The 15,052-nt window shown below is 59.6% G+C and carries 13 protein-coding genes; 7 read left to right on the top strand and 6 right to left on the bottom strand.

All coding sequences use genetic code 11. The features are described from left to right. Positions 1–28: 28 nt before the first annotated feature. Positions 29–1,141 (top strand): ABC transporter ATP-binding protein, encoded by a 1,113-nt coding sequence (locus PL597_RS20895; RefSeq protein ID WP_269824746.1) that lies wholly within the window; start codon positions 29–31, stop codon positions 1,139–1,141. A gap of 152 nt (positions 1,142–1,293) precedes the next feature. Here PL597_RS20895 and PL597_RS20890 read toward each other — a convergent pair whose 3' ends face one another. After that, a complete protein-coding gene (locus PL597_RS20890; protein ID WP_271366184.1) occupies positions 1,294–1,779 on the bottom strand; it encodes a hypothetical protein in 486 nt (161 codons plus the stop codon). Between the two features lie 243 nt (positions 1,780–2,022). Here PL597_RS20890 and PL597_RS20885 point away from each other — a divergent pair, with 243 nt between their 5' ends. The 6 genes from PL597_RS20885 (at position 2,023) to PL597_RS20860 (ending at position 9,195) form a co-directional block, all read left to right on the top strand. Further along, positions 2,023–2,886, top strand: a complete 864-nt coding sequence (locus PL597_RS20885; protein ID WP_271366183.1) for a MurR/RpiR family transcriptional regulator — start codon at positions 2,023–2,025, stop codon at positions 2,884–2,886. A gap of 82 nt (positions 2,887–2,968) precedes the next feature. Beyond that, positions 2,969–3,751, top strand: coding sequence for an SDR family oxidoreductase (locus PL597_RS20880; RefSeq protein WP_077985540.1), 783 nt, complete (start codon positions 2,969–2,971; stop codon positions 3,749–3,751). 44 nt (positions 3,752–3,795) lie between these two features. Further along, positions 3,796–5,715, top strand: a complete 1,920-nt coding sequence (locus PL597_RS20875) for a beta-N-acetylhexosaminidase (RefSeq protein WP_269826514.1) — start codon at positions 3,796–3,798, stop codon at positions 5,713–5,715. Between the two features lie 12 nt (positions 5,716–5,727). Continuing rightward, positions 5,728–7,161 carry a M81 family metallopeptidase gene (locus PL597_RS20870; RefSeq protein ID WP_271366181.1) on the top strand — a complete coding sequence of 478 codons (1,434 nt, stop codon included), beginning with the start codon at positions 5,728–5,730 and terminating at the stop codon, positions 7,159–7,161. A gap of 61 nt (positions 7,162–7,222) precedes the next feature. Next, positions 7,223–8,428 carry an MFS transporter gene (locus PL597_RS20865; protein WP_077985543.1) on the top strand — a complete coding sequence of 402 codons (1,206 nt, stop codon included), beginning with the start codon at positions 7,223–7,225 and terminating at the stop codon, positions 8,426–8,428. 26 nt (positions 8,429–8,454) lie between these two features. Further along, positions 8,455–9,195, top strand: coding sequence for a copper homeostasis protein CutC (locus PL597_RS20860; protein ID WP_269824740.1), 741 nt, complete (start codon positions 8,455–8,457; stop codon positions 9,193–9,195). Here PL597_RS20860 and PL597_RS20855 read toward each other — a convergent pair. From PL597_RS20855 to PL597_RS20835, 5 genes are all read right to left on the bottom strand, one after another. Next, on the bottom strand, positions 9,161–10,312 hold the full coding sequence (locus tag PL597_RS20855; RefSeq protein WP_269824739.1) for a glycosyltransferase family protein: 1,152 nt from the start codon (positions 10,310–10,312) through the stop codon (positions 9,161–9,163). The two genes, PL597_RS20860 and PL597_RS20855, sit on opposite strands and share 35 nt — an antisense overlap. After that, positions 10,309–11,556: a glycosyltransferase gene (locus tag PL597_RS20850; protein WP_269824738.1), complete on the bottom strand. Its 1,248-nt coding sequence runs from the start codon at positions 11,554–11,556 to the stop codon at positions 10,309–10,311. Before PL597_RS20850 ends, PL597_RS20855 begins: the two co-directional genes overlap by 4 nt. Positions 11,557–11,599: 43 nt before the next feature. Beyond that, a complete protein-coding gene (locus PL597_RS20845) occupies positions 11,600–12,808 on the bottom strand; it encodes a glycosyltransferase family protein (RefSeq protein ID WP_137412242.1) in 1,209 nt (402 codons plus the stop codon). A 72-nt stretch (positions 12,809–12,880) separates the two neighbouring features. Further along, on the bottom strand, positions 12,881–14,056 hold the full coding sequence (locus PL597_RS20840) for an ABC transporter permease (RefSeq protein ID WP_077985546.1): 1,176 nt from the start codon (positions 14,054–14,056) through the stop codon (positions 12,881–12,883). Next, positions 14,053–15,051, bottom strand: a complete 999-nt coding sequence (locus PL597_RS20835) for an ABC transporter permease (RefSeq protein WP_269833634.1) — start codon at positions 15,049–15,051, stop codon at positions 14,053–14,055. The genes PL597_RS20840 and PL597_RS20835 overlap by 4 nt, the downstream gene beginning before the upstream one ends. Between the last annotated feature and the right edge of the window lies 1 nt (position 15,052).

The raw sequence follows: 15,052 nt of genomic DNA, 5'->3' as shown, positions 1-15,052 counted from the left end.
TGTCGGCCGCTGACGGGAGAGGCAAGTCTTGGGTCAGCTTTATCTCAACAACGTCCGCAAGAACTATGGACACTTCGAAGTCATCAAGGGCGTTCAGCTCGACATCAGGGATGGCGAGTTCGTCGTTTTTGTCGGCCCCTCGGGATGCGGCAAATCCACATTGCTGCGCATGATCGCCGGTCTTGAGGATATTTCCGGCGGCGACGTCGTCATCAATGGCGTGAAGGTCAATGACTTGCCGCCGGTCAAGCGCGGCATCGCCATGGTGTTCCAGTCCTATGCGCTTTATCCGCACATGACGGTGTTTGAAAACATTGCTTTTCCGCTGCGCGTCGAAAAGATGGAAGAGGACAAGATCAGGCAGAAGGTCGAGGGTGTGGCCAAGATCCTCCAGCTCGACCAGCGTCTGCAGCAGCGCCCCGGCATGTTGTCCGGCGGTCAGCGCCAGCGCGTGGCGATCGGCCGCGCCATCGTTCGCGAGCCGAAAATATTCCTGTTCGACGAGCCGCTTTCCAACCTCGACGCTGCCCTTCGCGCCGACATGCGCATCGAACTTACCAATCTTCACCGGACGCTGAAGGCGACGATGATCTATGTCACCCACGACCAGGTGGAAGCCATGACCATGGCCGACCGCATCGTGGTGCTGAACGCCGGTAAAATTGCCCAGGTCGGCGCACCGCTCGAGCTTTATCACAAGCCGGCTAACCTGTTCGTGGCCGGCTTCATCGGCAACCCGAAAATGAATTTCCTGAAGGTCACCTGCAAATCCGTCAGCGCCGAGGGTGTGACTGTGGACTATGATGGACAGACGGTCACCGTGCCGGTGGAACCCCGCGCCGGTCTTGAAGGCGCGCAGCTGACGCTCGGCATCCGCCCGGAACATACCGGTCTCGAACCGGCCGACCTCAATGTCACGGTCGCACCCAGCGTGATCGAGCGGCTCGGGGTCAATACCATTGCTTATGGTGTCGCGCCGACGGGTGAGAATTATTGCGCGTTGCTTTCCGGCTCCGCACCTGTGGTCGTGGATGAGCCCATCGTCACCGGTATCAAGGCTTCGGACTGCCATCTGTTTGATGAGAGCGGCGTTGCGCTGGAAAGGCGCGTCGATCTTTCAGTCCTCAAGCTGATCCAATAAGGCGCAGGAGCCGGGCCATGTTCTCTGTTTCCCCATGCCCGGCTGTTCCTGAGGCGATCCGTCTCCAGCAGCATTTTCCTGCTCATTCCAGACGAAAAAATAAAGCCGGGCTTTCGGCCCGGCATGCAAAGCTTGTCAAGATTTCTTCTGGATCACGGCATGGGGTTGGGCATGTAGCCGGTGAAACCGGTGATCTTCCAGCGTCCCTGATGCAGCCGGCAATAATAGAGCGTCTGCCATTTCATGACGTCGAAGCTGCCATCGGCCTTGCGAAGCCCACCGTCGAACTTCTTGCGCACCAGCGCGGTCTCACCTTCCACTTCGATTTCTTCCAGCGTGGTGGTCGCAAAGATAGCATCGCGCGGGTTCTCTGCGAATTGCTGGGTTTGAAAATCCTGCGCCTGCCGCAGCCACTCGTCCCGATAGGCGCTGAGCGAAGGGAAGGACAAGCGCCAATTGTCAGGGTTCGCATCCCGGTTGGCGTTGATGCCGAGAAAGCCGTCCTCGACGAAATCATCCGCGACCTTCGACCAGTCGGCGGCCAGAAAAGCGTCGATGTCACGCGTTACCAGCATCTCCCAGATGGAATGGCGGGCGATGTCTGTTTCGGGAAAAGAATTTTTGAAGGGATCACGCATGGTTTCGGTCCGGTGTTGAAATTATTTTCAAGATTTGGAGATTTCTCTGGTGTTGATTGTTGGCATATGCTCATCTCTCAATCAACAAAGAAAATAATTTTCAAATCAAAGGTGTGCGTGGTGTCGTCAGCAAGACGAAACATCCTTGACTCATGGATCTATGCGGTTGACGGGCGCGCTTTCTTAGGGTGCATCGGAAACGGGGCCAAGCCTTAAGTTTTGGCGGAACGGAGACCGGTGAACATGGATATTTTTGCAAGAATACAGGAAGACAGGGGACAATTCTCGCAGTCTGAGCGACGGATTGCCGATATTCTGGTTTCGGACTTCGAATTCGCCGTCAATGCCTCGATCATCGAGCTGGCGGCGCGCGCGGAAGTGTCTCCGCCGACCGTGACGCGGTTCTGCCGCCGGCTGGGGTGCCAGAGCTTTTCGGATTTCAAGGTCAGCCTCGCCAAGACGGCCTATGTGGGTATCCGATATCTCACCTCCGAACCCTCCAGCACGGGACCCTCCGATGTTGCGGAAGAGGTGCTCGCCAAAGCGCAGGAAGCGCTTTTCCTGCTGTACAGGACGCTCGATCCGGCCCTTGCCGATGAAGCGGCGATCAGGATCGCCAATAGCGGCATGATCTATGCCTTCGGCGCTGGCGGCAATTCCTCGATGATCGCTTCGGAAATCCAGAACCGGCTGTTCCGCCTGGGGTTGCGCGTTTCGACCAGCGCCGATCACAGCATGCAGCTGATGATGACCGCCGCTGCGCGCAAGGAAGATGTCGTCATCGGCTCGTCCTTTTCCGGCCGTAACATGGAACTGGTGAAGTGTTTCAAGCTGGCGCGGGAAATGGGGGTCACCACCATTGCGCTCACCCAGAGCGACACGCCTGTTGCCGCGGCCGCCGACATGGTGGTGGCCGTCAATGTGCCCGAGGGGAACAATATCTTCCGCCCCACTTCATCGCGCTACGCCTATCTGGCCGCCGTCGATGTTCTGGCAACGCTTGCTGCCTATCATCAACGGCAACGATCGATGGTGACGTTACGTCACATCAAGCAGCAGTTGGTGGAGCATCGCGATCCGGACGACAAACAATTGCTCGGTGACTGAGGCGGGCTGACAAACAACATAGGCTGCTTTGCCTGAGATCCGTTTTGTGGCGGGTCGGAAAGCTTCAAGGGAGTTTCAGGAGATGAAGGACAGGAAAGACCAGCTTGCCGTCGTTACCGGCGCGGCAGGTGATATTGGCCGGGCGATTGCCGCGGCGCTCGCTGAAAGCCATGCAAAGGTCGTGTTGGTCGATATCGACCGCGGCGCCCTTTCGAGCGCGCTATCGGCGCTTTCCGATCCCCGCTTCGTTGCGAAAACCTGCGATGTCACCGACCCGCAGGACCTTGCAAGGCTGGCCGCCGAGGTTGCGGCGCTGGGCGATGTTGTAACCCTCGTCAACAATGCGGGCGCCGCAAGGGCGGTCAGCCTGCATGACACGACCGCCGATATATGGCGCAAGGACAATGCGCTTAATCTGGAAGCGCCGTTTCTCTGCTTCAGGGCTTTCGAAGAGGCGTTGAAGAAAACCCAGGGGGCGGTGGTTAATATCACCTCCGTCAATGGCATGGCGGTGTTCGGGCATCCTGCCTATAGCGCGGCAAAGGCCGGGCTGATCCATCTGACCAAGCTGATCGCCGTCGAATACGGCAAATTCGGCATTCGCGCCAACGCCGTGGCACCGGGCACCGTGCGCACGCAGGCGTGGGAAGCGCGGGCTGCAAGCAATCCTCAGGTCTTTGAGGAAGCAAAGCATTGGTATCCGCTGCAGCGCATCGTGAAACCTGAAGACGTGGCCAATGCCGTCGCCTTTCTGGCCGGCCCGCAGGCCGCCGCCATCAGCGGCGTGTGCCTGCCGGTCGATTGTGGTCTCACGGCAGGGCAGGCGCCGCTGGCCCGGACATTTTCGCAATCCGAACATTACTGACCGAAACCCGCTGACGGGTTCAATGCGCAATAAAGGGGAGCATCATGGCGCTCGCACAGTATCGTCTTGAAAATTCGTGGCATCCGCTCGCAGACTCCGCATCCGGCGGCTTCACCTTCACGCTGGTCAATCTTTCCCGCGAGCCGCTGAAGGATTTTCGCATCGTCTACACGTCGTTGACGCGGACGGTAGACAAACCTACGTGCGACAATGCCGTTTATCTGCGCCGCAATGCCAATTTCCATGAATTTGCACCGCCGCCGGGTTTTGTGCTGGAGTCCGGAAAATCCTGGTGCTTCACCGTCGATGGCCTGTTGCGGTCCGCCCGACATCGCACAGACGGCGCGAAATCTGCCTATATCAGTCTTGCCGATGGCACACATCGCGCCGTCGATGTCGGTGACCTGATGATGGATGGACGCCACAGCGAGCCGGCGCCGGTGCTGCTGCCGGAGGGCAAGCTCGATCTGCCCTTTTCGATCCAGCCATGGCCCGCTGAAATCGATGCAGAACCGGGTGAGGGTTTTCCCGTCGCGCTTTTCCCGGCGGAAGATGCGGGCGCAGAAGAAGTGCTTGCGGTGGAAACCGTGCTTTCGCTGTTCCGCCGGCTTTTTGCCGTCGGCCACGTGCCTTTCAGCCTCGCGCCGGTTCACGAGGGAAAACCGCTGCGTTTCAAGCGGCATAGCGGACTGGAAGCGGAAGGTTATCGCCTCAGCTTTTCCAAAGAAGCCGTTGTCGTGGAATATTCGGCCGCTGCCGGCCTGCAATATGGTCTGACGGTTCTGGCGCAGCTGCTGCATGGTGCGCGCATCGATCCGAAATTCCGTTTCCCGGCCTCCGGCACCATCAGCGATGCGCCGCGTTACAGTTGGCGTGGCTGCCACCTCGATGTTTCGCGGCAATTCTATCCGACAGGCGATGTCCTGCGGCTTATCGATATTCTCGCATGGCTGCGCATGAACCGCTTCCATTGGCACCTGACGGATGACGAGGCATGGCGGCTCGAAATCAAGGCCTATCCGCTGCTGACCACCGTCGGCGCCACGCGCGGCCCGGATGCGCCGCTCCTGCCGCAGCTCGGTAACGGGGCTGAGCCGGTGTCGGGCTATTACACGCAGGATGAGGTGCGCATGGTCGTCGCGCATGCGGCGGCATTGAACGTCGAAATCGTGCCGGAAGTCGATATTCCGGGCCACAGCACGGCGGCTCTCGTGGCCTATCCGGAGCTGACGGATGGGCAGGAGGCGCCGGACAGCTACCGCTCTGTGCAGGGATATCCGAACAATGCACTCAACCCGGCCATCGATCCGACCTATGAATTCCTCGGCAAGATATTCGACGAGATGGTGGAGCTGTTCCCGTCGCGGCTGATCCATATTGGCGGCGATGAGGTTGCGGATGGGTCGTGGCTGGCCTCGCCGCTTGCCAAGGCGCTGATGGAAAAGGAAGGGCTCGACGGCACCTTCGGCATTCAGTCCTATTTCATGAAGCGCATACAGGGCATGCTGCATGAGCGCGGCCGCCAGCTTGCCGGCTGGGACGAAGTTTCCCATGGTGGTGGCGTCGATCCGGCCGGAACATTGTTGATGGCATGGCAGAAGCCGGAAGTCGGCCTTGAGCTTGCAAAGCAGGGCTACGACGTGGTGATGACCCCGGGTCAGGCCTATTATCTCGACATGGTGCAGGATGAAGCCTGGCAGGAGCCGGGGGCAAGCTGGGCCGGCACCGTTCCGCCTTCGCATACTTATGCCTATGAAGCCGTTGGTGAATTTCCCGAGGAGTTGAAGGAGCGGATGAAGGGCGTTCAGGCTTGCATCTGGTCCGAACATTTCCTCAATCGCGCCTATTTCAACCATCTGGTTTTCCCACGTCTGCCAGCGATTGCCGAGGCGGCGTGGACGCCAAAGGCGCAAAAGGACTGGCTGCGTTTTGCGGCCATCGTCCCCTTGAGCCCGGTTTATTGAGGGGAAACCGACATGCGTATTGCCGTTGGTGGAATTCATACCGAATGCAGCACCTACTCGCCGGTGCTGATGGGCGAGCAGGACTTCCGCGTCTTTCGCGGCGCCGAAATGCTGGAGGCCGAGTATTTCAGTTTCCTCGGTGAAGGCGGGGCGGACGTGTTGCCGCTTCTGCATGCGCGGGCGGTGCCGGGTGGTCCGGTGTCACGCGTGGCCTATGACGCTTTCAAGCGGGAGTTCCTCGAACGCCTGAAGGCGTCGTTGCCGCTGGACGGGCTTTATCTCGCCATGCACGGTGCGATGAATGTCGAAGGCATGGACGATGCGGAAGGTGACTGGATTTCAAGCGCCCGCGCCGTCGTCGGGCCGGATGTCGTGGTCTCCGCGAGTTATGATCTGCATGGCAATGTCAGCCAGACGATTATCGATCAGTTGGATATCTTTGCCGGCTACCGAACCGCGCCGCATATCGATGTGCGCGAGACGATGGTGCGGGCATGGACGATGTTGCTCAAGGCTCTGAAGTCGGGAGAAAGACCCGGCGTGACCTGGGCGAAAATCCCTGTTCTGCTGCCGGGTGAAAAAACCTCCACGGAGGATGAACCCGCCAAAAGCCTCTATGCCGTGCTGCCTGATTACGATGCGCGGTCCGGCATATGGGATGCGAATTTCATGATCGGCTACGTCTGGGCGGACGAACCCCGGGCGACGGCCTGCGCCGTGGTGACGGGAACGGACAAAGCGGCCGCACAGGCGGTCGCGGCCGAGATTGCGCAATCCTACTGGAATGCCCGGCAGGATTTTCGTTTCGGGCCTGTGACGGAGCCGCTCGACGCCATCATGGATATTGCGGAAAAGACGACCAGCCGACCGATCATTCTCGCCGACTCCGGCGACAACCCGACCGGTGGTGGGGTTGGCGATCGCGCCGATGTTCTGGCCGCGCTGATTGCGCGCAACTGGCAGGGCGCGTTGCAGGGCGGCATTACCGACAGGCCGGCGGTCGAAGCCTGTTTTGCGGCCGGCGAAGGTGCGAGCCTTTCCCTGAAGATCGGCGGCAGTCTCGATCCGCAGAGCTCGTCCGTGACCGTCGAGGCCCGTGTTGTGAAACTGGACGACCCAGGTGCTGCTGACCAGCGTCAGGCAGTGGTCGCCATCGGCGGCGTCACGGTCATTCTGGCGGCGCGGCGCAGGCCTTATCACATGATCTCCGATTTCACCCGTCTCGGCTTTAATCCAAAGGAGGTGCGGTTACTGGTCGTCAAGTCCGGTTATCTTTCGCCGGAGCTTGCGCCTATCGCCAATCCCAACCTCATGGCGCTGACGGAAGGGGTCATCAATCAGGATATCGAAAATCTTCCCAATCGCCGCCGGGACGGCGATTTTTACCCATGGAAGCCGCATTTCGATTATACCCCTCAGCCCATCCTTTCGGCCCGCTGGCGATGACAGCGGTTCGGTAGCTTTACCCAGCGATCCGGCCCTGCCGGATCATCTCAGGCGAATATCCATGCCGTCGGCTCTTTCCATCGTCATCAACAATCCGTCGATCCGCATCGGGGCGCTCGCCATCCTGTTCTTCGGGTTTTCGAATGCGGCGACCGCCCCCTATCAGGCGGTCATCGGTATTCGCGAAATCGGGCTGAGCAACAGCGTCTATTCGCTGCTGATGCTATTTGCTGCCGTCATCAACGTCAGCGCCAGCGTGTTGATGGGTATTGTTGCAGACAGGCTGGGTGAATATCGCAAGCCAATGCTCTATATCGCGCTCTTCGGCGTCAGCGGTTATCTGCTGGTCTATCTGGCCGGCAACGCCACCGCCTTCGTCGCTGCAAAGCTGGTGCTTCTGCCGATTTTCGGAGCGATGAATTCGTTGATCTTCGCCCATGTGCGTGCCGACGCGCGCAATCTTTCGACGGGTGAGATGATCGCGGTGAATTCGATCATGCGGGCAACCATCTCGCTTTCCTGGGTGCTGGTGCCGGGCATTGTCGGTGTTTTTCTGGTGAATTCCGGCAATATGCTGATGGCGTTCCTGTTTTCGGGCATCTGCGCGCTTGTCTGCTTTCTGCTCGTCGCCTTCTGCCTGCCGCGGGCCGCCACGCCTGCATCGGCAAATACCGAAGCGCGGTTCGGCCTGCGCGCCTCGCTTGCGGAAATCGGATCCCGGCGGGTGCTGCTGCGGATCATCGCCATCGCGCTCATCTGCTCGATGCTGCATCTCAACGATTCCGTGCGTTCGCTCATCATAACCGGACAGGCCAAGGGCACGGTGGCGGATATCGGCATTGTCGCGGGCATCGTCGCTGCGCTGGAAATCGTCTTCATTCTCCTGTGGGGCTGGATCGAGAAAAAGGTTCCGCAGACGCTGACACTTGCGGCGGGAGCGGGGCTCTACGCCATCTATCTCATTCTGCAGGGGCTTGCTTCAGCGCCGTGGCATATCTACGCCCAAACGGTCATCAGTGCGCTGGGCGCTGCCGCGATCATCAGCATTCCAATTACCTACCTGCAGGAGCTGATCGCGGACCGGCCGGGACTCGGAAGCTCCCTGATCGCCGTGAATATCTTCCTCGGTGCCGGTCTGGGTGCGTTGATTTTTGCCATTGGAACCCTGGTTTCCAGCTATTCGGGGACTTCCATATTGGGTGCGATGGTGGGGCTGGGCGGCGTTTATATGCTTTACGCGCTTGATGGAAAGGGCCGCCGCAGGTAACGGCCACCCAAATGAAAGAGGTTACGATGATTCTCGAAATTTGCGTGGACGATGTCGCCGGTCTGGAAGCGGCGGTCAGCGGCGGGGCCGATCGCATCGAACTTTGTGCGGCTCTTTCCGGCGGCGGTGTGACGCCCTCGGCGGGTTTCATGCAGCGTGCGGCGTCCTGCGGGTTGCCGGTGAGCGTCATGATCAGGCCGCGCGCCGGTGATTTTGTCTTCACCCGCGACGAAGCGGATGTGATGAAACGCGATATCGACGCGGCGCGTGCCGCCGGCCTTTCCGGCGTGGTGCTCGGCGCGTCGCATGGCGATGGTTCGCTCGATATCGGCTTACTTGAAGAACTGCGTCGTCATGCCGACGGGCTGGATGTTACGCTGCACCGGGCTTTCGATGTCGTGCCTGACATGGAAGAGGCGCTGGAAGCCGCCATCGCATTGGGGTTCTCAAGAATTCTCACCTCAGGCGGGGCGCGTTCGGCGCTTGAAGGGATTGAGGCTCTGGCCCACCTGTCCGAGACGGCGGCAAGCCGGATCGTCATCATGCCCGGCGCCGGGGTGCGTCCGCAGAGCGTTCAGACATTGCTGGATCGCTTTCCGATAACGGAAATCCACGCATCCTGTTCCGCCGTTCCATCCTATGATCTAGACAGCAGGGTGGCGAAGCTCGGTTTCACCGGCGCAGGGCGCAAGATTACCGATGAGGCGGCGGTTCGCGAGTTGAAGACGATCCTCACCGCTCATCATAAAGGCGGCGCAGCGCTCTAGCTGTTCCGGCCGCGCCATCGAGATCGAGCGCGATCGTGCCGGGCGCCGGTAGGGAGAATGCCGTCTTGATGGCATCGGCCATCGCTTGCGCCGAAATATCCTTCTCCTCCAGCACATACGCCAGCCCCAGCCGCGCCAGCCGTTCGGCGCGGGCGCTCTGTTCGGTTTCGCCTCCGGCTGCGAAGGGGATCAGAAGCGAGCGGCATTTTGCCTGAAGAATATCGCAGACGGTGTTGTAGCCGGCCTGTGAAATCGAAAGCCGTGCGCCGGCGAGCAAACTTGCGAAATCCTTGCGGAAACGGAAGACGGACACATTGCCCGCCGCCTGCGCCGAGATTGCATCGAAATCCGCCTGCGGCATGTTGGGACCGGTCACGAGGCACCAGTTCTTGATGCCATCCAGTAGAGGGGCAGCCTCGAGAGCGGCCCGGATGAGTTCGGCGCCAACGGCGCCTCCGCCTGCGGAAACCACGATATCGAATTTTTCCGCCGGTTCCGGCGGCGGAAGAGGAGCGACGAGGCCGGTATAGACGATGCGCTGCCTGATCTCGCCTGCGAGGGGAAAAGTGTCTTCCAGCCGGGCAAAATCCGGATCGCCATGGACGAGCACCGCATCGAAATGTTTCTTAACCAGCGACACGGTCTCTTCATCCCGTCCCGGTTTCGTCTTTTCTTGCAAGATATCGCGCAGCGACGCCATGACGAGCGGGCGCGGTTCGCTGCCTTCTATCTCATCGAGAAGCGGCAGCAATTCGAAACGCACCTGCCTGCGGCCGAACGGGAAGGCTTCAATGATAACGATATCGGGTTTGGCGCCGTGATAGGCCCCGATCAGCATATCGGTTCTCAGCCTCTTGAAGTCGTCGTCCACCGGTTTGCCGGAGCTGTCGACCAGGCCAGCAAAGCTGCCGTCGCTGACGGCGATGGGCGGCAATTCGACATGGCGGATACCCTCGCCCGGAAAGCCCGGAACAGGCGTGCCGCCCGTGACCAGCACGACATCGAAACCGTTCGCCTGAAGGGCGTTGGCAATGCGGCTGGCGCGGGCGATATGGCCGATGCCGAGAAGGTGCTGGACGTAGAAGAAGACGCAGGGGCGTTTTTCCGTATCGGTCATGGCGTTTTTTCCCACTCTTTCTCGAACAGGGCCTTCAGCTCGATAATGCTGGTGCGATGGTCGAAGGCGGTGCGCACACGGTCTTCGGCGGCGCTGCCAAGACGCTGGCGCAATTGCGGATCGGTGATGGCCATGCGCAGCGCCTCTGCGAAAGCGGCCGGATTTTCCGGTTCCGTCAGCAGGCCGTTTTGACCGCTGACAAAAAACTCCGGTATCCCGGAAATATTGGTGGAGATGCAGGTCAGCGCCTGGCTCGCGGCCTCGACCAGCACATTTGGCAGGCCGTCGCGGTCGCCATCGCTGGTGATGCGGCAAGCTAGAGCGAAGAGGTCCGCTTCGCGATAGTTCTCCAGCACCTGTTTCTGGTCCATGGCCCCGGTCCAGACGATCCTGTCGGCGACGCCGAGTTCGTCTGCGAGTTTCTTCAGTCCGCCCAGTTCATCGCCGCCGCCGATATGGGTGAAGCGCCAATGCATATCCTGCGGCAGCGAGGCGAGCGCACGCAGGAGAATATCGATGCCCTTTTTCTTGACCGCCCGGCCGACGCTCAAAATCCTCACCGGATCTTTGGCGTCTGAACCGTCTCTTGCCGTTCGCGGCGTGTCGAAATGCGGGAAACGGGTGAGATCGAGGCCATGATAGCTCAGATGCACGTTCCGACGGGGCCCGGAAAGGGTTTGCAGATGCTGGAAGCCGCCAGCGGTGCAGGTCACCGCCCAGCGTGCGCTTTGCAGTTTGGCGGCAAGGTCGCGGTCGCTGGAGGTCCAGATGTCCTTGGCGTGGGCTGAAATCGTCCAGGGCGTGCCGGTGATGAGGTGAGTATAGGCGGCGACCGAGGCGGGGGTGTGGATGAAATGGACATGCAGCCATTCGGCATCTTCAGGCCATTCATGCGCGAGCACCGCAGCCTGCCCGAAACGGCGGAAGCGATTGCGGCTGAGATCATGCGGCAGATCGTTGAAAAAGCGGCGAAGCGCCTTGGTGAAGCCCGGCTTCCCGCGGCACGCCCAAAGCGCCTTCAAAACCCGTAGCGGCTCCTCATGCAGATATTCCGGCAAGTATGTCACGGCCGCGCGGATTTCATCGTGAACGGGGTGGCGCTTTTTATCCGTCGGACGGCGCATCGACATGAGTTCGAGCTTCAGCCCGGCCTTCTCCAGTCCCAGAAGTTCCTGGGCGATGAAAGTCTCGGACAGGCGCGGATAGCCCTTGAGGAGCACCACGATTTTTTTTGTATCGGTCACGTTGCGCGTGTCTCTTTTGAAGCCGTGTTTGTCGGGGAACCGGTCACGCGGAGAGCGTAATCGGTGCCTTATCGCTTTCGGGCGGCAGCCATTCGGCTATCCGGCGCGATATGTTTTCAAGACCGTCCAGCTTCAGCCCGCACGCATTGACGGAGGGCGGCGCGCGGTGCGGCAGGGCTTTCAGAGCCGCGGCCATTTTTGCCGGGTTTTCGGCATCTTCCGGCAGAAGCATGTCGAAAAGACCAAGCTCCGAGGCGCGACTGGCGCGGATAAGCTGCTCTTCGCGCGGCACCGTGCGCGGTACAACGAGGGCGGGTTTGTCGAAGGACAATATCTCGCAGACGGTGTTGTATCCGCCCATGGAGACGACGGCCTGTGCGCCGGCGACGAGATCTTCCATGCGATTGTCGAATTCGATGATCTCGATATGCGGAATGTCGGCAACACTGCTCATGAAGCGCTGGCGTTGATCCGCTGGCATATAGGGGCCGAGCACCACCAGCGCCTTGTGCGTCAGTTCGCTGTCATGGCGATAGGCGTTGATGACGTCGTCGATCAATTCGCTGCCATCGCCGCCCCCGCCCGTGGTGACGAGAAGATAATCGCCTTCCGGCCGATGCGATACGGTTTCGGCCTGGGTCTTGGACCTTTGCAGAAACCCGACGAAATCCATCTTGTCGCGAACGGTGTGCGGAACGTCGAGTCCCGTCAGCGGATCGTGGAAATCGGGTGGGCCATAAATCCAGACGTGGTCATAGAACTGGCCGATCTTTGTCATGACATTGTTGCGCTTCCACTCCGCCTCGAGCAACTGCGGCGCATCCATGACGTCGCGCAGGCCGATGACGAGCTTGGTGCCCTGTCCCTTGAGATAGGCAAGCGTTTCCTCCACCTCGCCGCGCAGGCCCATGGGCTCCTTGTCGACGATGAAGATATCCGGCTGGAAGCTTTCGGCGGTGTGGTAGATGATGGAGCGGCGCATCTTCAACGTTTCCTGAAGATCGATATGCCTGTCCATGGACGTATATTCGCCGTTGCGCAGCTTGATGACGCTCGGGATTTTCACGAAATCGACGCGGGCGCGGTAATCGAAAGCGCCGGCAATCGTCGCGCCGGAAATGATGAGGACGTTGAGGCCGCGATAATCCTCCACCAGCGCATGCGCGATGGTGCGACACCGCCGCAGATGCCCGAGCCCGAAGGAATCGTGGCTGTACATGAGAATACGCGCGTCATTCAAACGGGAGGTCATGGGCCACACCTCTTTTTGCCTTTCACAAAAAAGGCGATGGCGGAAGGGCAGTTTATCAAAGGGTGTTCCATTTTATCTGAAGGGATCCGCAGCATCACGTAGTCCGTCACCGAAGAAATTAAAGGCCAGAATGACGAGAACGACCGGGATCGTCGGGATGAGAAGCCATGGATATAGCGCAATGACGCTGACGCTGCGCGCCTCCGTGAGCAGAATTCCCCAACTTGTGATCGGTGGTCTGAGACCGAGGCCGAGGAAGCTCAGTGCGGTCTCGCCGAGAATCATGCCGGGTATCGTCAGAGTGGCCGATGCGATCAAGTGTGACATGAAGCCGGGAATAAGGTGTCTGCCGATGATGCGCGGCGTGCCGGCACCCATTAATTGTGCAGACAAAACATAGTCTTCTTCGCGAAGCGCCAGAAGTTTCGAGCGCACGGCGCGTGCAAGGCCCGTCCAGTCCAGCATGCCGAGAATGATGGTGATGCCGAGATAGACAAGGATCGGGCTCCAGGTCACCGGCATGATTGCGGCAAGCGCCAGCCACAGCGGAATGCTGGGAATGGATTGCAGCACTTCGATGATGCGCTGGACGATCAGGTCAAACGTGCCGCCGCGATAGCCCGCCAGACCGCCGATCACAATGCCGAGAACGAAGCTCATGGCGACGCCGAGAAGGCCGATGGTCAGCGAAATGCGCGCACCATAGATGATGCGCGACAGCACGTCACGCCCGAGACGATCCGTGCCGAGCAGGAACAATTCACCACCCTCCGCTGGGCAGACGAGATGGGTTCTGCCCTCGAACATGCCCCAGAAGCGATAGGTATCGCCTTTGCAGAAGAAACGCAGCGGCTGGATATCCGTCGGGACATCCCGATAGATCCGTCTCAGATTGTCCATGTCGAGCGTCATTTCCCGGCCGTAAACGAAGGGGCCGACAAATTTTCCATCATTGAACAGGTGAATGGCCTGCGGAGGGGCGTAGATATTTTCAATATTGCGGGTGTGGAGATTATAGGGCGCCAGAAACTCGCAGATCAGGATCGAAAGATAAAGCACCACCAGAAAGACGCCGGACCACACGGCGATCTTGTGCTGACGGAACTGCCACCACATGAGGCGCAGCTGCGAGGCCTTGCTGAAGGCGGCCATTCCAGATGTGTTGGGTTCGATCAGCGAAGGATCGAAGGGTGCGGTCGAGACGTAATGGGGCAGCGTTTCGCCGGGTTTCGGAATGGACGAAGTCATTTGACGTTACCACCTCCGAAGCGGATTCTCGGGTCGAGTATGGCAAGGGCAATATCCGACACCAGAACGCCGATCACCGTCAGGAATGCCAGGAACATCAGGAACGAACCGGCCAGATACATATCCTGGCTCTGCAACGCCCTGATGAGCATGGGGCCAGTGGTTTCGAGTGATAGGACGACAGCGGTGATTTCCGCGCCTGATATGATAGCGGGCAGGATCGAACCGATATCTGAGATGAAGAAATTCAGCGCCATGCGCAGCGGATATTTGGTCAGCACCTTGAAGGGGTGCAGCCCCTTGGCGCGGGCGGTGACCACATATTGTTTCTGCAATTCGTCGAGCAGATTGGCGCGCAGGCGGCGAATCATGCCGGCGGTGCCCGCCGTTCCGATGATGAGGACGGGAATCCAGATATGTTCGAGGATCGATTTGAACTTCGCCCAGCTCATCGCCTGGTTCAGATATTCCCGGTCCATCAGATGGCCGATGGAGATGCCGAACCAGATATTGGCGAAATACATCAGGATCAGCGCCAGCATGAAGTTGGGAATGGCGATGCCGAGCAGGCCGAGGAAGGTGAGGCCATAATCGCCCCAGCTATATTTATGCGTGGCGGAGTAGATGCCGATCGGGAAGGCGATAAGCCAGGTGACGATGATGGTGACGAAGGAGACGAGCACCGTCAGCCACAGGCGGTCTCCCACCACATCGCTGACCGGCAGCTGATATTCGAAGGAATAACCGAAATCGCCGACCAGCATGCCGGTTGCCCAGCGGAAATAACGGATCGGGGCTGGCTGGTCGAAACCGTAACGGGCGCGTAGCTCCTCGATTTCGGCAAGGTTTGCCGTTTCGCCCATGGCGCGTAGCTCGGCGACATAGCTTTCGAAATAATCGCCCGGCGGCAGCTCGATGATGGTGAAAACCAGCATAGAGATCAGGATTAGCGTGGGGATCATGACGAGGACGCGCTTTAAAATATACCGCAGCATA

It is taken from the genome of Agrobacterium sp. ST15.13.013 (assembly GCF_027956525.1).
Lineage (GTDB): Bacteria > Pseudomonadota > Alphaproteobacteria > Rhizobiales > Rhizobiaceae > Agrobacterium > Agrobacterium salinitolerans.
Note: the sequence above shows the minus strand (reverse complement) of the source record. Positions and strands in the feature narration are given on the sequence as shown.

Bases quoted from the DNA above. Each gene is read 5' to 3' on its own strand.
- PL597_RS20890 (WP_271366184.1), bottom strand. From the start codon at position 1,779: ATGCGTGATCCCTTCAAAAATTCTTTTCCCGAAACAGACATCGCCCGC.
- PL597_RS20885 (WP_271366183.1), top strand. From the start codon at position 2,023: ATGGATATTTTTGCAAGAATACAGGAAGACAGGGGACAATTCTCGCAG.
- PL597_RS20880 (WP_077985540.1), top strand. From the start codon at position 2,969: ATGAAGGACAGGAAAGACCAGCTTGCCGTCGTTACCGGCGCGGCAGGT.
- PL597_RS20875 (WP_269826514.1), top strand. From the start codon at position 3,796: ATGGCGCTCGCACAGTATCGTCTTGAAAATTCGTGGCATCCGCTCGCA.
- PL597_RS20870 (WP_271366181.1), top strand. From the start codon at position 5,728: ATGCGTATTGCCGTTGGTGGAATTCATACCGAATGCAGCACCTACTCG.
- PL597_RS20865 (WP_077985543.1), top strand. From the start codon at position 7,223: ATGCCGTCGGCTCTTTCCATCGTCATCAACAATCCGTCGATCCGCATC.
- PL597_RS20860 (WP_269824740.1), top strand. From the start codon at position 8,455: ATGATTCTCGAAATTTGCGTGGACGATGTCGCCGGTCTGGAAGCGGCG.
- PL597_RS20855 (WP_269824739.1), bottom strand. From the start codon at position 10,312: ATGACCGATACGGAAAAACGCCCCTGCGTCTTCTTCTACGTCCAGCAC.
- PL597_RS20845 (WP_137412242.1), bottom strand. From the start codon at position 12,808: ATGACCTCCCGTTTGAATGACGCGCGTATTCTCATGTACAGCCACGAT.
- PL597_RS20840 (WP_077985546.1), bottom strand. From the start codon at position 14,056: ATGACTTCGTCCATTCCGAAACCCGGCGAAACGCTGCCCCATTACGTC.
- PL597_RS20835 (WP_269833634.1), bottom strand. From the start codon at position 15,051: ATGCTGCGGTATATTTTAAAGCGCGTCCTCGTCATGATCCCCACGCTA.